Here is a 17,614-nt window from a genome sequence, read left to right on the forward strand (position 1 = left end):
AGGGAAGGGACTGATGAAGCTTTCGGCCGGAGGAAAAGGTGCTCAGGAACTCCGTCTGCGCTGTGCCGGCAGCGGGCGGGGAGTGGTTGCGGCGCACCTGCGGCCGTGCCGATGGCATGGCCGGGGCCGATGCTTCTCGAAAGGGTGAGTCGGTACCCGAACAGCTGGTCACGGGGATGGCTCATGCCACGGAAGCGTTGCTTCGACGTGTCGGGTGCCGCAGTGCAGCCGAATACGAGGAATCCCGGTCAGGGGCAAGGGGATCCGTGGCCTGCTGGGCAGGCTGTCCCGTTCCGGACAGGAACGTATGGCTGGAGAAAAGCTGATACCTGCACCCGACCCGTTCCCCCGTTAAATCGTCGTGGCTGAATCAGATCGCGATCTGATTCAGGACCGCTGCCCGGCAGCCCGGCTACCGGCCTGCATCGTCCATTTCCTGGTCAATTCGATCCGCGACTGCACGGCCTTCGGGGACGTGCACGCGGAACTCTCCTTCTCCACAATCACTGCCAGATCAGCGTCAAGATCCATTTCCCGGGTGAAGAATGATGCGGACTGGCGTGAACCGCATCGCAAGGTGCTCGCCAGCCCGGCGAACTTCAGACTGCCACCCTGTGAATGGTGAAACAAGTGTGGTCTGTGGGTCAGAAGGTGCACTGGCCTGATTTGGCCCCCGGGTGACTGGTTCGCCCTCTTGCCGCGCAATCGTCTTTCTCGTGGCGCGTGGAGCCGGCTGTGGCGAAAGCGCAGAAGGATGCCCGGTGCGGAAGTGCGCTGCGCGCCTGTCACCGTGCCTCAGCCGACGGGAGGCGGGGCCGGCTTCGTGAGCGATGCTCCGGTGGCATACGCGTCGGGCCGGGCTGGACAGCGGTCGGGCGGCGCTGCAAGCTGCTCGGCATGAAAATCATGAAACCGGTGACCGCACGACCCGGTACGCCCAGAGCGGTGGTGGGTGACGTGTCCGCCCGATTACGGCTCAGCCACCCCTTTCGGACAGCCGTCGGCCCGATCCGTGACGGCGAGTTCCCCGGGAGGCCCGCATGACCAGTACCGCGGTGATGCCACGGCACAGGCCGGGCCTGGCACTTGGGGCGCTGGCCGGGGCGCTCGCACTGGACGTGAGTGGTCTCGGGGTGCTCAATGCCGCCCTGCCGTCCGTCGGAGCACGCTTCGCTCTGGACGAAGCCACCCTCCAGTGGGTCATGATTGCTTACGCCGTCACGTTCGCCGGCTTCCTCCTGGTGGGCGGCCGACTGGCCGATGTCTTCGGCCGACGGCGGGTCTTCGAATGCGGTGTCGCCCTGTTCACGGTGGCCGCCTTGGCCGGGGCCGCGGCGCCGGACACCGGCGTTCTGCTCGGTGCGCGGGCGGTCCAGGGCATCGGCGCGGCCCTGTCGGGTCCGGCCGCACTGGCCCTGCTCACCGAGGTGTTTCCGGCCGGCCCGGCGCGTAACCGAGCCCTCAGCGTGTACGCCGCGGTCGGCGCGGCGAGCTTCAGCGGCGGGGTGCTGCTGGGCGGTGTACTGACCCAGTTCCTCGGCTGGCGGTCGGTGCTGTGGTTCTCGGTGATCCTGGGGCTGGCCGTGCTGTCCGTGACGCGCGCCGGGCTGCCCGGTGGTGTCGGGCGCGGCGGCCGGCTGGACCTGCCCGGTGCGATCTCGGGCACTCTCGGCCTCACCCTGGTGGTCGTCGGCGCGAGCAGTACCGGCACGCCGGCCTGGAGCGCACTCTGCGTGGCAGTGGCCGCCCTGGTGTTCTTCGTCGTGCGTGAACACCGCACCGCCGACCCGGTGCTTCCCCTCGGCCTCTTCCGGATCGCCTCGGTACGGGCCGCGAGCCTGGCAGCGTTCCTGCAGTACACGGCCTCGGTCGGGATGCTGTTCTTCGCGCCCCTGTATCTCCAGGAGATGCTGAAGTACTCCCCGCTCCAGTCCGGTCTCGCACTGGTACCGATGTCGGCGGGTGTGTTCCTCACCGCCAACTTCGTCACCGGACGCCTGCTGGCCACGTACACGCCGCGCACGCTGATGGTCGTCGGGCTCGTCCTGATCGGCGGAGGAACAGCGCTGTGGATGACCACTCCGCACGACGGCAACTACCTGCTGCACGTGCTGCCCGGCCTGGTGATCAGCGGCATCGGCCAGGGACTGAACTTCCCCTCGATGACGTCCTCCGGGCTCACCGGCGTCGAGCCGGACCGGCACGCGGTCGCCGGGGCGGTGAACGTCGTGGCACAGCAGATCGGCGCCAGCGTCGGAGTGGCGGTCATGGTCCTGGTCGCGGCCACCGCCGGCGACCAGCTCACCGGCTACCACCTCGCCTACCTCACGGCCGGCATCGCCTGTGTGCTCGGAGCGGTGTTCATCGCCCTGACAGGCCGTCAAGACCAGCACGGAGCCACCACCTGAACCGGGCCCTGGCCTGAGCGGACCGAGCGAAGGCGCCTGCCGGGCAACAGCCCGGGTCAGGCGCCTGCTCTGCTGTCTCTAGAAGAACCCCAGCTTCTTCGGCGAGTAGCTCACCAGCAGGTTCTTCGTCTGCTGGTAGTGATCCAGCATCATCTTGTGGTTCTCCCTGCCGATCCCGGACTGCTTGTAGCCGCCGAAGGCCGCATGGGCCGGGTAGGCGTGGTAGCAGTTGGTCCACACCCGGCCGGCCTGGATGGCGCGGCCCGCGCGGTAGGCGGTGGAGCCGTCGCGGGTCCAGACGCCCGCGCCGAGGCCGTAGAGCGTGTCGTTGGCGATGCCGATCGCGTCGTCGAAGTCGCTGAACGGGGCCACGGCGACCACCGGGCCGAAGATCTCCTCCTGGAAGACCCGCATCTCGTTGTTGCCCTCGAAGATCGTCGGGCGGACGTAGTAGCCGCCCTCCAGTTCGCCGCCGAGCTCGGCGCGGGAGCCGCCGGTCAGGACGCGGGCGCCCTCCTTCTGGCCGATGTCCAGGTAGGAGAGGATCTTCTCCAGCTGGTCGTTGGAGGCCTGCGCGCCGATCATGGTGTCGGTGTCCAGCGGATGACCCTGGACGATCTTCTCCGTGCGTGCCACGCCTGCTTCCAGGAAGTCCTGGTAGTGACCGCGCTGGATCAGCGCCCTGGACGGGCAGGTGCACACCTCGCCCTGGTTGAGGGCGAACATGGTGAAGCCTTCCAGCGCCTTGTCGTGGAAGTCGTCCACCGCGGACGAGACGTCGTCGAAGAAGATGTTGGGGCTCTTGCCGCCCAGTTCGAGGGTCACCGGCCGCAGGTGTTCGGAGGCGTACTGCATGATCAGGCGGCCGGTGGTGGTCTCGCCGGTGAAGGCGACCTTGGCGACCCGGGGGCTGGACGCCAGCGGCTTGCCGGCCTCGGCACCGAAGCCGTTGACGATGTTGACCACACCGGGCGGCAGCAGGTCCGCGACCAGGCTCATCCAGTAGTGCACGGACGCGGGGGTCTGTTCGGCCGGCTTGAGGACCACGGCGTTGCCCGCGGCCAGTGCCGGGGCGAGCTTCCAGGTCGCCATCAGGAGGGGGAAGTTCCAGGGGATGATCTGGGCGACGACCCCGAGCGGTTCGTGGAAGTGGTACGCGACGGTGTCCTCGTCGATCTCCGACAGGGAGCCTTCCTGGGCGCGGATGGCGCCCGCGAAGTAGCGGAAGTGGTCGATGGCGAGCGGGATGTCGGCCGCCAGCGTCTCCCGTACGGGTTTGCCGTTCTCCCAGCTCTCCGCGACCGCCAGCGCCTGAAGGTTCTGTTCCATCCGGTCGGCGATCTTGTTGAGGACGGTGGCGCGTTCGGCGGCGGCCGTACGGGCCCAGCCGGGCGCGGCCGCGTGCGCCGCGTCCAGGGCGCGCTCGACGTCCTCGGCGGTGCCCCGCGCCACCTCGGTGAACGGCTGACCGTTGACCGGGGTCGGGTTCTCGAAGTACCGGCCCAGTGCGGGCGCCACGAACTCGCCGCCGATCCAGTGGTCGTAGCGGGGCAGGTAGCTCATGACGGCATCGGCGGAACCCGGGCTGGCGTAACGGGCCATGGTGCGGCCTCCCAATCGCTCTCGGCGCGGTGCCCGCCACTCCCGTGTGACGGGCGTTGTGCGCAGGCTATGGCGGGGGAGGTTGCGTGAAGGTTGCGACGCGCGCGGCGGCGGGCGCGGGCACGGCACGCGAGGAGGCGCCGGTCGTCAGGCCGTACGCCGCGCGCAGCCGGTCCGCGGTCGCCATCGGTGCGCTGCGGGCCGGGGAGCGTTCCGGGAGGGTGTCCACCAGGGTTTCCCAGACCTCCAGGTCGTCCTCGCCCCAGGGGGTGCGCGACCACTCGCGCAGCAGCGCGGGGTCGCGGGCGGCGAGCAGCGTACGCCGGAGCCGGTCCTCCAGCGCGCCGCGCAGCCGCTGCACACCGGGCGCCTCCGACAGCGGCAGCAGCGGGCCGCGGTACGCGCCCAGCGCGGAGCGCACCTCCCCGGCGTCCAAGGCCTCCCCGACGGCGGACAGATCGGTCTCGACGGGCCGGCTCAGCCGGTAGGGACGCGAACGCAGCAGCGTGCCGACGAGATGGCGCAGCCGGGACAGCTCGGCCCGCAGCGTCACCGGGTGCATCTCGCGCTCGCCGTACAGCAGCACCGAGAGCTGATCACCCGTCAGCCCGTCGGGGTGCCGGGCCAGCAGCACCATGATCTCGCTGTGCCGCCGGCCGAGCCGCAGCCGCTGCCCGTCCACCACCAGCAGCGCCTCGTCCCGGCCGAGCGCCGACAGGCAGACGCCCAACTCGTATACATCGGAGGCGAGATGGGCTTCCGCGGCGCGTGCGGTGGCCTGGACGAGAGCCAGGCTGTGGGGGCTCGCCAGATGATCGCCGCCGGTGATGTCGACCGCGCCCAGCAGCCGTCCGGTCCGCGGATCGTGCAGTGGGGCGGCGGCGCAGGTCCAGCGCTGCACCTGCCGGTTGTAGTGCTCGGCGGCGAAGATCTGCACGGCGTGATCGGCGGCGAGCGCGGTGCCCGGGGCATTGGTGCCGGCGTGCCGTTCGTCCCAGCGGGCGCCGGCCACGAAGTTCATCCGCTCGGCACTGCGCCGCACCCCGCGGTGCCCTTCCACCCACAGCAGCCGTCCCTGCGGATCGCAGACGGCCAGCAGATGCGCGCCGTCCTGCGCGAAACTGCCCAGCAGCTCCCGGAAGACGGGCATCGCGCGGGCCAGCGGATGCCCGTTCCGGTAGGCGCCCAGGGCGGCCTCGTCCAGCTCGATGGGCGCGGCGCCGTCCGCCGCGGCCCGGGCGTCGGCGGAGCGGCGCCAGGAGTCGGCGACCACCCGGCGGACCGGTGGCGCCACGGTCCCGTCGCTGAGGAAGGCGGCATGGGCCCGGCGCACCGTGCGAGTGCGCTCCACCGGATCGGTACCGGTCTCCATCGCCAGCCAAGGGTTGACCACGTGTCACCTCTTCACCTGCGGCTCGTCCCTTACGGGCGATGGTGCTCGTACGGGACGGGAGCGTAAACCCCGCGGGCGCGCCGGGTCACCCACGGGCGTCACCACGGTCACCGCGTGCGCAGCCGTCACCGTGGTCACCGTGCGCGCAGCCGTCATCGGCGAGCGCGGCCGTGCCGGCGACGGGCGCGGCCGCCGGGTCCGGCCGCTGCCGTACGACGGGCAGGCGGGTGGGAGGCCGCCGCCTCCCACCCGCCCGGTTCCGCTCCTGCCGTCTACCTGATCGCCTTGATCAGCTCACCGCCCGCGGTGTCACCGCTCAGCTCCCAGAAGAACGTGCCGCCCAGGCCCTGTGCGTCCTTGTAGGCCATCTTCGTGCCGATGGTCTGCGGGGTGTCATAGCTCCACCACTGGTCGCCGCACTTGGCGTAGGCGGTGCCGCCGACCTTGCCGGTGGCCGGGCAGCGGCCCTTGAGCACCTTGTAGTCGTCGATACCGGCCTCGTACGTGCCCGGTGCCGCGCCGGTCGCGCTGCCGCCCGGCGCATCCTGGGTGACTCCCGACCAGCCACGGCCGTAGAAGCCGATCCCCAGCAGCAGCTTGCCCGCCGGAACACCGAGGCCCTTGAGCTTGGCGATGGTGTCGGTGCTGTTGAAACCGGCCCTCGGGATGCCGCTGTACGCCGTGAGCGGGGAGTGCGGCGCCGTCGGGCCCTTGGCGTCCCAGGCCCCGAAGTAGTCGTACGTCATCGGGTTGTACCAGTCGACGTACTGCGCCGCGCCGGCGTAGTCGGCCGCGTCGATCTTGCCGCCGGCCGAGGCGTCCGCGGTGATCGCCGCGGTTACCAGACCACTCCGGCCGAACGCCGACCGCAGGGCCCGCATCACCTTGGTGAAGGCGTCCCGGCCGCTGGTGTCGCAGGTCAGGCCGCAGGCGTTGGGGTACTCCCAGTCGATGTCGATGCCGTCGAAGACATCCGCCCAGCGCTTGTCCTCGACCAGGTCGAGGCAGGACCGGGCGAACGCGTCGGGATTCTTGGCGGCCTCACCGAAGCCGCCCGACCAGGTCCAGCCGCCGAACGACCAGATCACCTTGAGGTCCGGGTGCAGCTTCTTGAGCTTGCGCAGCTGGTTGAAGTTGCCGCGCAGTGCCCCGTTGTCCCAGGTGTCCGCCTTGCCGTCGACGCTCTGGTCGGCGGTGTAGGCCTTGTCGTAGTCGGCGTAGGAGTCGCCGATGGCGCACCTGCCGCCCTGGACGTTGCCGAAGGCGTAGTTGATGTGGGTCAGCTTGGCCGCCGAGCCGGAGGTCTCGACGTTCTTGACGTGGTAATTGCGGTCGTAGACACCCCAGTTGGTGAAGTATCCGACGACCTTGCTGCCCGCCGCGGCGGGCTTCGGGGCGGGCGCGGCGGCCGACGGGCGGGGTGCGGCGGGGGCGCCGGCCGGGTCGGCGGCGGCCGGTCCGGCGAGCAGGGTGCCGGCCAGTGCCGCCGTGCACAGCGCGGTGGCAGCGGCGATCACTGTGCGTGGTGAACGCATCCGGTGCGGTCTGAGCATGCTGTCTCCTCGGAGGGGGGCGAGGGGTGGAGCCTGACCTGCGTCCGAATTGGCATGAACGCGTTGAACGTTGGGGGAGAAGGTAGAAGGACTAGACCAGTGCGTCAATGGTTCGGACCAATACGGTGACCGCGAGGTGCGAGGGCCGTTTCCCGCAGGCCGTGATGATCAACCCGTGACGCGGGGCCGCCGATCGGGCATACTCCTAGCGCCACCGCCGCAGGTCATCGCCTTCCGCGACCCGGAAAGCGATCATCGGCCTGGCACGACGAAACCGGCGCCGCCGCCCACCCTGCGCGTGTCGCCGCAGCGCCCGACAGGGAGGAGAGCGCCGCCATGACCGAGTACGGCCCCCGGCCGGTGGACCGCAGGCTGCCCACGGAGGAAGCCCGCGACCTGTTGACCCTCGTACGCGAGCTCGCCGAGCGCGAGATCAGGCCAACGGCCGCCGAGGAGGAGGACGCCGGCCACTTCCCGCGTGAGACCTTCACCCTGCTGTCGGAATCCGGACTGCTTTCGCTGCCCTACGACGAGGAATTCGGCGGTGGCGGCCAGCCCTACGAGGTCTACCTCCAGGTCCTGGAAGAGCTCGCCGCCGCCCGGCTCACCGTCGGCCTCGGCGTCAGCGTGCACACCCTCGCCTGCCACGCGCTCGCCGGATACGGCACCAAGGAGCAGCGCGCCGAACACCTCCCGGACATGCTCGGCGGCGGACTCATCGGCGCGTACTGCCTCTCCGAGCCCTCCTCGGGCTCCGACGCCGCCTCCCTGACCACCCGGGCGACCCGGGAGGGCGACACCTGGCGCCTGGAGGGCACCAAGGCCTGGACCACCCACGGAGGCGTGGCCGACTTCTACACCGTGCTGGCCCGTACGGGCGGCAGCGGCGCCCACGGCATCACGGCCTTCCTCGTGCCCGGCGACGCCGAAGGCCTCAGCGCAGCGGCGCCCGAGCGCAAGATGGGCATGAAGGGCTCCCCGACGGCCCAGCTGCACTTCGACGCCGTCCGCGTCCCCGACTCCCGCCGCCTCGGGGACGAGGGGCAGGGCTTCGCCATCGCCCTGTCCGCCCTGGACTCCGGGCGCCTGGGCATCGCGGCCTGTGCCGTCGGCGTCGCCCAGGCCGCGCTGGACGAGGCGCTTGCCTACACCGCCGAGCGGCAGCAATTCGGCCGCCCGATCGTCGACTTCCAGGGCCTGCGGTTCATGCTCGCCGACATGGCCACCCAGATCGAGGCCGGCCGCGCCCTGTATCTCACCGCCGCCCGGCTGCGCGACGCCGGTCTGCCGTTCTCCAAGGAAGCGGCGATGGCCAAGCTGTTCTGCACGGACGCCGCGATGCGGGTGACCACCGACGCCGTCCAGCTCCTCGGCGGCTACGGCTACACCCTCGACTTCCCGGCCGAGCGCTATATGCGCGAGGCCAAGGTCCTGCAGATCGTCGAGGGCACCAACCAGATCCAGCGGATGGTCATCGCCCGCCATCTCGCGGGCCCCGAGACGCGCTGAGCGGAGGCGGGGCGGAGGCGGGCCCGGACGGTTCCGGGGCGGGTCCGCCCGCCGGCCCGGCCTCGCCCGCCGCCCCCGCGCCCCGCACGCTCCTCGCCTGCGTCCGTGCCGCCCCGTCGGTCCGCTCGCCCGACCCTGGGGCCTCCCGGCCTCAGCCCATCAGCCCCTTGAGCCCCGTGGCCGCCCCGATCGCCTCGTCGTCCAGCGCCACGGCCGTCCCCGCGGTGTGCCACAGCGCGCCGAGCCCCTGCCGGCAGGGCCGCTCCTCCCCGAGGGAGCCACCGTGGGGCCGGCCCCTTCTCGTGGGTGAACACCACACAGCGCACCCCGGCCCGCGCTGCATACGCCGCGGCCGCCGCCCCGGCATTGCCGGAGGACGCGGCCACCACGGTGCCGGCACCGGCTGCCACCGCCGCGGCCACCCCGACGGCCATTGCCCGGTCCTCGTGGGAGCCGGTCGGATTCCCACCCTCGTATTTCAGCCACAACTCCCCGGCGGGCGCGCCGTGCCGGGTCCGCTCCGGGCTCGTCCCCAGTCGGATGCGGGGGGTGTGCCCTCTCCCGGTGTGACCGGCGGTCCACAGACCGGCAGCGCCGTCGGCAGACCCCACGGCGCGCCCGGAACCCGGTGAGGTCCACGCCGGCCAGGTCCGCGAGCGGCGGCACCGTGTTGCCGCCGATGCCCTCCGCGGCACAGGTCCGGCACCCGGCGAAGCCCTCCGCGACGCGGGCGCAGCGCAGGCAGTGCAGAGGAGGTCGTGAGGTCACCGTGGCGCAACGGGGCCGGTCGGGCATCGACCCCGAAAGGTAACAGGTGAAGTAGATGTTTGCCCGCTACGCATTTCGCGGGTCTGGTCGTCCGTCTTGAGCTGACGTACCGTCAACTCCCGCTGTGGAGGCCCGGACCGGGCCCACGCACCGACGCCCGCGCGCCCAGGAGGAGACCGTGCCCGACCGCCCGATCGCGCTCGACGAGTACCCGATCCACCAGGTCCCGCTGTCCATGCGGCATGTCGCCACCGGCGACCGCAACGCCTACGACCGGTGCATCTTCCACGTCATGGACCACTCCGGCCGCGCCCTGCTGATCGCCGGCCTCGGTGTCTACCCCAACACCGGTGTCATCGACGCCTTTGCCACCCTCCGCCTCGGCGACCGGCTGCACGCCGTACGGGCCTCCGACGCGCTCACCGACGACCGCCTCACCCTCACCGTCGGCCCGCTCGCCATCACCGTCGAGGAGCCACTGACCCGCCTGCGGCTGACCTGCGCCGCGGACCCCGACGACCCGGACGGCCTGGCGTACGACCTGACCTGGACCGCGGCGTTCCCCGCCACCTGGGAGCCGCACCACACCCAGTACCGCGGCGACCGGCTGCTGCTCGAAGGCCGGCGGTTCGTCCAGGCGGGCACCTGCAGCGGCAGCATCCGCGTGGCCGGGCAGGAGCTCGCCGTCACGGCGGGGGAGTGGACCGGCACCCGCGACCGCAGTTGGGGCGTACGCCCGATCGCGGGTGAGGACGGCGGACGGGCGGCTGAGGAGCTGCGGCCCGAGGGCTTCCACTGGATCTGGTGCCCGGTGCGCTTCGACGACCGCTTCGTGATGGTCATCGTCCAGGAGGACGCCGACGGCCACCGCACCCTGAACGAGGCCACCATGGTCCGCGAGGGTGTCCACGACACCCAACTCGGCTGGCCGCACACGGACATCAGCTACCGCCCCGGCACCCGCCACCCCGAACGCGCCGTCATCCATCTCACCGACCCGGCCCGCAGACCCCTCGACCTCACCGCCGAGATCCTCACCTCCTCGCCCCTCGCCGTGGGCGCCGGCTACCCTCCGGCGAGCGCCGACGACTGGCAGCACGGCACCTGGCGCGGCCGCGGCTGGACCGACCGCCGCAGCTACGACCTCTCCGACCCGGCAGCCCACCCCCTCGCCGCCTACGGAGTCACCGACCACGCCGCCCGCTTCACCCTCGACGGCCGGACCGGCTACGGCATCTTCGAGCACGGCAGCTTCGGCCGGCACGACCCGAGCGGCTTCACCGGCTATGACTCAGTCGCCCAGGAGGCCGGAAAGTGAGCACGGCGCCCCGGCCCCGCACCACCACCCGCGACCCGGAAGCGCTGGCCCGCCGGCTCACCGCCTGGCTCGGCACCCGGCTCCCCGGCGCCCGCGCCGTCTCCCCGTCCGTACCGGACTCCAACGGCATGTCCAGCGAGACCCTGCTCTTCGACATCGACCACCCCCGGCCGCCGTCCGGGCCGGAGGGCACCCCCCGCTCCTGCGCACTGCGCCTCGCCGCCGACCCCGCCGCGTACACCGTCTTCCCGCGCTACGACATGGCCCGGCAGTACCGCACCATGCGCCTGGTCGCCGCGCACACCGACCTGCCCGTACCCCGTACCCTCTGGCTCGAAGAGGATCCGGCGTACCTCGGCGCGCCGTTCTTCGTCATGGCGCGCGCCGCCGGCCGCGTCCCACCGGACGTCATGCCCTATACGTACGAGGGGAATTGGCTGTACGACGCCACCGACGCCCAGCGCGCCCGGCTGGAGGCCGCCAGCGTGTCGGTCCTCGCCCGCCTGCACGACCAAGTCCCCTCCGGCGCCGCCGGCTTCCTCGCCACCCCCGGCACGGGAGACGCGCTGCGGCGTCATATGGAGGCGCAACAGGCCTACTACCGCTGGGTGGTTGACGGGCGCCCCCGCTCCCCGCTGATCGAGCGCGGCTTTGCCCGGCTGGCCGACCTCTGGCCGGCGGACCCCGGGGAGACCGTTCTGACCTGGGGTGACGCCCGGATCGGCAATATCGTCTACGACGGATTCGAGCCGGCGGCCGTACTCGACTGGGAGATGGCCGCCCTCGGCCCCCGCGAACTCGACCTGGGCTGGATGGTCTTTCTCCACCGCTTCTTCCAGGACCTCACCGAGAGCGGCGGCCAGCGGGGGCTGCCCGGATTCCTGCGCCGTGACCGCGTCGAGGACCGCTATGCCCGGCTCACCGGACACCGGCCCCGCGCCATGGAGTTCCACACCCTCTACGCGGCCCTGCGGCACGCCATCGTCATGCTGCGAGTGGCCTACCGCCAGGTCCACTTCGGGGAAATCCCGGTCCCGGCCGATGCCGATGCGCTGATCCTGCACCGCGGGACCCTGGAAGCGATGATCGAGCGCCGCTACTGGTGAGACCGGGCGGCGTACGGGCCTGCCGGCCGGGGCCGGCAGGCGCACTCAGCTGAGCGGGCGCATCCGCGGCACCCGGACCGGCCGGGTGCCGGGCCCGCCGAGGTGCGAGAACGGCTGGCGGCGCCAGTCCAGGCTCTCCGGGAGCGTCAGCAGCACGGCCGCGTCCTGCTCCTGGGCGTCCAGGGTGTCGGCGGTCCTGGCGGCCTCGGAGACCGTCCGCCCGGAGCCCTGGCACACCGTCAGGCCGAAGGGGTTCCACGGAGAGGCGCACAGGGCGTGCTCGGGAAGCGCGTCCTCGTCCGCCAGCAGTGCGATCGGCTGCAGGCAGTCCGGGCAGGTCACGCGGTAGATCTCGTAGGTGTCGAAAGAGTCGACGTCCGCACCGTCGTCGCCCGGGCCGCCGGGACCGTCGCCCTCCTGGGCGCCGGTGTTCGCGGCAGCGGAGTCCTGCTCAAGGCGTCGCATGATGTCCATCCCCCTCGGGTGGGTCGGTCGTACCGCTGACTTCCTGTGACGGGCGGTCCCGGCCACCAGCAGCAATTCCCTTCGTGCCGCACGCATAATCGCGGGCACCCCCCCGACACCGGATCGCATGTGTGGCATTGGTCACATGAGCCGGCGTGGGGGTGTCCACGATCCGGCGCACGGTGCGCATACGCCCCCGCGCGCAGTAGGTTGAGCGGGTGGAGGAGTTGGACCGACAAATCGTGGATCTGCTCGTCAAGGACGGGCGGATGAGCTACACCGACCTGGGCAAGGCCACCGGCCTGTCCACCTCGGCGGTGCACCAGCGGGTGCGCCGCCTGGAACAGCGCGGTGTCATCCGGGGCTATGCCGCCATCGTGGACCCCGAAGCCGTGGGCCTGCCGCTCACGGCCTTCATCTCGGTCAAACCCTTCGACCCCAGCGCCCCGGACGACATCGCCGACCGCCTGGCCGAGGTCCCCGAGCTGGAGGCCTGCCACAGCGTCGCCGGCGACGAGAACTACATCCTCAAGGTCCGGGTCGCCACCCCGCTGGAGCTGGAGCACCTGCTCACCCGCATCCGGACCCTCGCCGGTGTGTCGACCCGCACCACGGTCGTGCTCTCCACCCCCTACGAGGCCCGGCCGCCGCGCATCTGACCGGCGAGCGCCCCCCTGCGCGCGGCCCGTCCGTCCGCAGGGGCCAAACTGTCCGGTATGAGCGAGCCCCTTTCCCACCCGGCCCGGAAGCACCCTTCCCGGCCGCGCACCGTCCTGCTGCGCGGCGGTGAGGTGCACAGCCCCGCGGACCCCTTCGCCACCGCCATGGTCGTCGAAGGCGACCGCATCGCCTGGGTAGGGGAGGAGGGCGCGGCCGACTCCTTCGCCGAGGGCGTGGACGAGGTCATCCCGCTCGACGGTGCGCTCGTCACGCCGGCCTTCACGGACGCACATGTGCACACCACGGCAACCGGTCTCGCGCTCACCGGCCTCGATCTGGTCGGGGCAGGCACCCTGTCCGACGCGCTCGCCCGGATCCGTGCCTACGCGGACGCGCGCCCGGCGGACCGCATCCTGCTCGGGCACGGCTGGGACGCCGGCGTCTGGCCGGAGGGGCGCCCGCCGTCCCGCACGGAACTGGACGAGGCCACCGGTGGCCGCCCGCTCTACCTCACCCGGGTCGACGTGCACTCCGCCGTCGTGACCACGGCCCTGCTGGATCTGGTCCCCGGCATCCGCGACCGGGACGGGTTCCACGACGGTGCCCCGCTGACCGGTGCCGCCCATCACGCCGCGCGCAAGGCCGCCTACGCCACCGTCACCCCCGCCCAGCGGGCCGAGGCCCAGGCCGCGGCGCTCGCCCGCGCCGCCTCGCTCGGTATCGGCAGCGTCCACGAGTGCGCCGGTCCGGACATCTCCGGCGAGGACGACTTCACGGGGCTGCTCGCCCTGGCCCGGGAAGGCAACGGCCCCCGGGTCATCGGCTACTGGGCCGAGCTGATCGCATCCGCAAAGGATGCGGAGCGGATCAGGGAACTCGGGGCGCTCGGCGCCGCGGGCGATCTGTTCGCCGACGGCTCGCTCGGCTCCCACACCGCCCATCTGCACGCCCCCTACGCCGACGCCGGCCACACCGGAACCGCCCAGCTCGACGCCGAGGCCGTCGCCGCCCATGTCGCCGCCTGCACCGAGGCCGGGCTCCAGGCGGGCTTCCACGCCATCGGCGACGCCGCCCTGACCAGCGTCGTCACCGGAGTACGCGCCGCCGCCGACCGGGTCGGCCTCGACCGGGTCCGCGCCGCCCGGCACCGCGTCGAGCACGCCGAAATGCTCACCGAGGACACCCTCGCCGGCTTCGCCGACCTGGCCCTGACCGCCTCCGTCCAGCCCGCCTTCGACGCGGCATGGGGCGGCGAGGACGGCATGTACGCCGCCCGCCTGGGCGCCGAGCGGGCCCGCACGCTCAACCCCTACGCCGCGCTGCTCAAGGCCGGTGTCCCGCTCGCGCTCGGGTCGGACAGCCCGGTCACCCCGCTCGACCCCTGGGGCACGGTGCGCGCCGCCGTCTTCCACCGCACCCGTGCCCACGGCATCTCCGCCCGCGCCGCGTTCACCGCCCACACCCGTGGCGGCTGGCGCGCCATCGGCCGGGACGACGCGGGCGTCCTGGTGCCCGGCGCCCCCGCCGACTACGCGGTCTGGCGCACCGGGGACCTGATCGTCCAGGCCCCCGACGAGCGGGTGCAGCGCTGGTCCACCGACCCCCGCTCCGGCACCCCCGGCCTGCCCGATCTCACCCCCGGCAACGACCTCCCGGTGTGCCTGACCACGGTCGTCGGCGGGCGAACCGTCTTCGGGCCGCCGAACGAGTGACATCGCGCGGGCAGGTGCCGGTGCGGGCTGCGCTTGCCGCTCCTTGCCTCACTTGGGGGCGCTCGCGGCTGACCTGGGGCGACGCGAAACGACGCAGGTGCAGCACCTGTTGACAGCAGACGGTCGGCGGCCGGTAGGTTCGGCCGAGTCCACCACCAGGACGTCCGACCGGGAGACCTCCGCGCAGTCGTCGAACGCAGCTGGGCCATGGGGTGGTGCGCCACTGGGGCACACCACCACTGGGAGCCAGGTCCAGCACCAGCGGCACGGGACAACGGAGCGTTTCGGCCGGATGGGGGTCCCTCCCTGCTCCGTGGGAGCTTGGGGGAAGGTGCGACCCGGGTGGGGCCCGGACGCTCAGTAGACAACGGCTTTCGGTCGACCCGCAGCCAGCGGATCCCAGGCCGGCCCGAAGGGCGCCGGGCCCCTATCCGCACCGCACCGCGGCCCCGCTCTCCGCGCCGCGGCCCCGCTCGCGGCCTCGCCCGGTGCCCCGGCTCTCTGCACCGCGCCCCGCTCTCCGCACCGCGGCCCCGCCCGCGGCCCCGCTCTCCGCACCGCGGCCCCGCCCGGTGCCCCTTCACCTTTTGTGCACCCCATATCCGTCATCCCGGCTTCCCGATGTACGGTCAGCTCACCACCGCACGACCTGCAGGAAGGCCCGCGACCGTGCCATCGGGTTCCGACACCACCGAAGAAGCCGTCAGCGACACCTCGCCCGACGGCCCGGTGCCGCACGCCGGGACGGGCTCCACCGCTGAGCCCGCGCGCCCCGGGCGGGCGCGGCGGCTCGCCGCCCTGGTCCGCCGGGAGGCGCTGCGTACCGGCCTTGCGGCCGTCTTCGGCATCGCGCTCGGCCTGGCCTTCCCGCCGTACGACCTGTGGCCGCTGTCCGTGGTGGCCGTCGCCGCGCTGTCGCTGCTGACCCGTGGCCGCACCGCCCGCCAGGGCGCCTGGACGGGCTTCGTCTTCGGGCTGCCGTTCTTCCTGATCCTGCTGAAGTGGCTGCACGTGGTCGGGTGGGACGCCGTGTTCGGCCTCTCGGTCGCCGAAGCACTCTTCCTGACGCTGCTGGGCGCGGCGCTCGCCGTGACCTCCCGGCTGCCGGGCGGGCCGCTGTGGGCCGCCTGCCTGTGGGTCGCCGAGGAATGGGCCCGCGACCGGCTGCCGTTCGGCGGCTTCCCGTGGGGCCGGCTCGCCTTCGCCAACACCGGCTCGCCCTTCACCCCGCTCGCCGCGCTCGGCGGCGCCCCGCTGGTGACCTTCGCCGTGGCGCTGGCCGGCGCGCTGCTCGCCGTATGCGCCGCCGCCCTCTGGCAGCTGCGCGGCAACGGCTCGCTGCGCCGCGCCGTCCCGGCCCTGGAAGCCTTCGGGCTCGCCGCGGCGGTCACCCTGGCCGGCGCCGTGGTGCCCGTTCCCACGAAGGCCGACGACACCGCTGACATCGCTGTCGTGCAGGGCAACGTCCAGCAGCCCGGCATGGACTTCCTGGGCCGCCCCATGATGATCACCGACAACCACGCCACGGCCACCGAAAAGCTCGCCGCCGACGTCAAGGCCGGCCGGGCCAGGAAGCCGGACCTGGTCATCTGGCCGGAGAACTCCTCCGACCTCGACCCGTACAAGTACCCGCAGGCCTATGACCGGATCGACGAGGCCGTGAAGGCCATCGGCGTGCCCGTCCTCGTCGGCGCCCTGATCGACCACCCCTCCAAGAAGGGGTATGTCTTCAACGAGGGCATCGTCTGGGACCCGAAGAAGGGGCCGGGCGCTTCCTACACCAAGCAGCACCCGGTGCCGTTCGGCGAGTACGTGCCGTTCCGGGAACAGCTCAGCAAGATCATTACGCGTTTCCAGCGGGTGCCCCGTGACTTCTACCCCGGTGACCACACCGGTGTGCTCCACGTCGGCCCCGCCCGGCTCGGCGACGTCATCTGCTTCGAGGTCGCCTACGACCAGATCGTGCACGACACCGTCGATGCGGGCGCCCGTGCCCTGGTCATCCAGACCAACAACGCCACCTACGGCCGCTCCGGCCAGCCCGAGCAGCAGCTGGCGATGTCCAAGCTGCGCGCCGTCGAACACGGCCGGGCCGTGGTCACCGCGGCCACCAGCGGGATCAGCGCCGTGGTCGCCCCGGACGGCAAGATCACCCACCGGATCCCCGAGTTCACCCAGGGCGTGGTCTCCGCGCGGATCCCGCTGCGGGACGAAACGACGCTCGCCGACCGCGTCGGCGCCGCTCCCGAGTGGCTGCTCGCTATCGTGGGGCTTCTGTCCTGTGCCGCTGGGGTAGTTGCCGGCCGGCGCGGGCGAACGAAGGACGAGAAGGGGCAGCAGTGACAGACGGGCAGCGGCAGTACGGTCCGCTCGGCACCACGTTGGTGATCATTCCGACGTACAACGAGGCGGAGAACATCAAGCCGATCGTCTCGCGGGTGCGGTCCGCCGTACCCACGGCACACGTCCTCGTCGCGGACGACAACAGCCCTGACGGCACCGGCAAGTTCGCCGACGAGCTGGCCGCCGCCGACGAGCAGGTCCACGTCCTGCACCGCCAGGGCAAGGAAGGCCTCGGCGCCGCCTACCTCGCGGGCTTCCGCTGGGGGATCGACCACGGCTACGACGTGCTGGTCGAGATGGACGCCGACGGCTCGCACCAGCCCGAGGAGCTGCCGCGGCTGCTCACCGCCCTCAAGAGCGCCGATCTCGTCCTCGGATCGCGCTGGGTGCCCGGCGGCCGCACCGTCAACTGGCCGGCGTACCGCCGGCTCATCTCCCGCGGGGGCAGCACGTACTCCCGGCTGGTGCTGGACCTCCCGCTGCGCGACCTCACCGGTGGTTTCCGGGCCTTTCGCGCGGACGCGCTCAAAGGACTGGGCCTGGATGACGTGGCCTCCCAGGGGTACTGCTTCCAGGTCGACCTCGCCCGCCGTGCCGTGCAGGCCGGCTATCACGTCGTCGAGGTGCCGATCACCTTCGTCGAGCGGGAGCTGGGCGACAGCAAGATGAGCCGTGACATCGTCGTGGAGGCCCTGTGGCGGGTCACGGCCTGGGGCCTCGGCTCCCGGGTGGACAAGATCCGCGGCCGCTGACGCCGGGGCGCTGCACCGGGCCCGC

Annotated in this window: 13 protein-coding genes and 1 pseudogene; 8 read left to right on the forward strand and 6 right to left on the reverse strand. The window is 72.2% G+C overall.

What is annotated here, in order from left to right; all coding sequences use genetic code 11:
• Nucleotides 1-1,040: 1,040 nt before the first annotated feature.
• Nucleotides 1,041-2,408 (forward strand): MFS transporter, encoded by a 1,368-nt coding sequence (locus ABZ851_RS12020; RefSeq protein WP_361125189.1) that lies wholly within the window; start codon nucleotides 1,041-1,043, stop codon nucleotides 2,406-2,408.
• Nucleotides 2,409-2,486: 78 nt separating this feature from the next.
• Here ABZ851_RS12020 and adh read toward each other — a convergent pair whose 3' ends face one another.
• From adh to ABZ851_RS12035, 3 genes are all read right to left on the reverse strand, one after another.
• On the reverse strand, nucleotides 2,487-4,010 hold the full coding sequence (gene adh / locus ABZ851_RS12025) for an aldehyde dehydrogenase (protein WP_361125191.1): 1,524 nt from the start codon (nucleotides 4,008-4,010) through the stop codon (nucleotides 2,487-2,489).
• 67 nt (nucleotides 4,011-4,077) lie between these two features.
• Nucleotides 4,078-5,403, reverse strand: coding sequence for a GAF domain-containing protein (locus ABZ851_RS12030; protein ID WP_361125193.1), 1,326 nt, complete (start codon nucleotides 5,401-5,403; stop codon nucleotides 4,078-4,080).
• Between the two features lie 272 nt (nucleotides 5,404-5,675).
• The gene (locus ABZ851_RS12035; RefSeq protein ID WP_361125195.1) at nucleotides 5,676-6,956 is read right to left on the reverse strand and encodes a glycoside hydrolase family 18 protein; all 1,281 of its coding nucleotides are present in this window, start codon (nucleotides 6,954-6,956) and stop codon (nucleotides 5,676-5,678) included.
• Nucleotides 6,957-7,292: 336 nt separating this feature from the next.
• On the opposite strand from ABZ851_RS12035, the gene ABZ851_RS12040 reads away from it, so the two are divergent.
• A complete protein-coding gene (locus ABZ851_RS12040) occupies nucleotides 7,293-8,465 on the forward strand; it encodes an acyl-CoA dehydrogenase family protein (RefSeq protein ID WP_361125197.1) in 1,173 nt (390 codons plus the stop codon).
• A 151-nt stretch (nucleotides 8,466-8,616) separates the two neighbouring features.
• On the opposite strand, the gene ABZ851_RS12045 is transcribed toward ABZ851_RS12040, so the two are convergent.
• Both ABZ851_RS12045 and ABZ851_RS12050 read right to left on the reverse strand, forming a co-directional pair.
• A complete protein-coding gene (locus ABZ851_RS12045; RefSeq protein ID WP_361126268.1) occupies nucleotides 8,617-8,784 on the reverse strand; it encodes a hypothetical protein in 168 nt (55 codons plus the stop codon).
• A gap of 25 nt (nucleotides 8,785-8,809) precedes the next feature.
• Nucleotides 8,810-9,160 (reverse strand): annotated as a pseudogene (locus tag ABZ851_RS12050) (pyridoxal-phosphate dependent enzyme); the annotation flags it as partial.
• Between the two features lie 251 nt (nucleotides 9,161-9,411).
• On the opposite strand from ABZ851_RS12050, the gene ABZ851_RS12055 reads away from it, so the two are divergent.
• A complete protein-coding gene (locus ABZ851_RS12055; RefSeq protein ID WP_361125199.1) occupies nucleotides 9,412-10,551 on the forward strand; it encodes a hypothetical protein in 1,140 nt (379 codons plus the stop codon).
• Nucleotides 10,548-11,657, forward strand: a complete 1,110-nt coding sequence (locus tag ABZ851_RS12060; RefSeq protein ID WP_361125201.1) for a phosphotransferase family protein — start codon at nucleotides 10,548-10,550, stop codon at nucleotides 11,655-11,657. The genes ABZ851_RS12055 and ABZ851_RS12060 overlap by 4 nt, the downstream gene beginning before the upstream one ends.
• Nucleotides 11,658-11,702: 45 nt before the next feature.
• On the opposite strand, the gene ABZ851_RS12065 is transcribed toward ABZ851_RS12060, so the two are convergent.
• On the reverse strand, nucleotides 11,703-12,131 hold the full coding sequence (locus ABZ851_RS12065) for a hypothetical protein (RefSeq protein ID WP_361125203.1): 429 nt from the start codon (nucleotides 12,129-12,131) through the stop codon (nucleotides 11,703-11,705).
• Between the two features lie 209 nt (nucleotides 12,132-12,340).
• Here ABZ851_RS12065 and ABZ851_RS12070 point away from each other — a divergent pair, with 209 nt between their 5' ends.
• The 4 genes from ABZ851_RS12070 (at nucleotide 12,341) to ABZ851_RS12085 (ending at nucleotide 17,589) form a co-directional block, all read left to right on the forward strand.
• Complete coding sequence (locus ABZ851_RS12070) at nucleotides 12,341-12,781, forward strand: Lrp/AsnC family transcriptional regulator (protein WP_026170119.1); 441 nt, start codon at nucleotides 12,341-12,343, stop codon at nucleotides 12,779-12,781.
• A gap of 57 nt (nucleotides 12,782-12,838) precedes the next feature.
• Nucleotides 12,839-14,494: an amidohydrolase gene (locus ABZ851_RS12075; protein ID WP_361125205.1), complete on the forward strand. Its 1,656-nt coding sequence runs from the start codon at nucleotides 12,839-12,841 to the stop codon at nucleotides 14,492-14,494.
• 669 nt (nucleotides 14,495-15,163) lie between these two features.
• On the forward strand, nucleotides 15,164-16,837 hold the full coding sequence (gene lnt / locus ABZ851_RS12080) for an apolipoprotein N-acyltransferase (protein WP_361125207.1): 1,674 nt from the start codon (nucleotides 15,164-15,166) through the stop codon (nucleotides 16,835-16,837).
• On the forward strand, nucleotides 16,834-17,589 hold the full coding sequence (locus ABZ851_RS12085; protein ID WP_361125209.1) for a polyprenol monophosphomannose synthase: 756 nt from the start codon (nucleotides 16,834-16,836) through the stop codon (nucleotides 17,587-17,589). Before lnt ends, ABZ851_RS12085 begins: the two co-directional genes overlap by 4 nt.
• Nucleotides 17,590-17,614 lie beyond the last annotated feature (25 nt).

Origin of the sequence: Streptomyces sp. NPDC047049, from assembly GCF_040643995.1 — a bacterium.
Taxonomy (GTDB): domain Bacteria; phylum Actinomycetota; class Actinomycetes; order Streptomycetales; family Streptomycetaceae; genus Streptomyces; species Streptomyces mooreae.

Coding starts and splice junctions, on each gene's coding strand:
- ABZ851_RS12020 (WP_361125189.1), top strand. CDS start 1,041: ATGACCAGTACCGCGGTGATGCCACGGCACAGGCCGGGCCTGGCACTT.
- adh (WP_361125191.1), bottom strand. CDS start 4,010: ATGGCCCGTTACGCCAGCCCGGGTTCCGCCGATGCCGTCATGAGCTAC.
- ABZ851_RS12035 (WP_361125195.1), bottom strand. CDS start 6,956: ATGCTCAGACCGCACCGGATGCGTTCACCACGCACAGTGATCGCCGCT.
- ABZ851_RS12040 (WP_361125197.1), top strand. CDS start 7,293: ATGACCGAGTACGGCCCCCGGCCGGTGGACCGCAGGCTGCCCACGGAG.
- ABZ851_RS12065 (WP_361125203.1), bottom strand. CDS start 12,131: ATGGACATCATGCGACGCCTTGAGCAGGACTCCGCTGCCGCGAACACC.
- ABZ851_RS12075 (WP_361125205.1), top strand. CDS start 12,839: ATGAGCGAGCCCCTTTCCCACCCGGCCCGGAAGCACCCTTCCCGGCCG.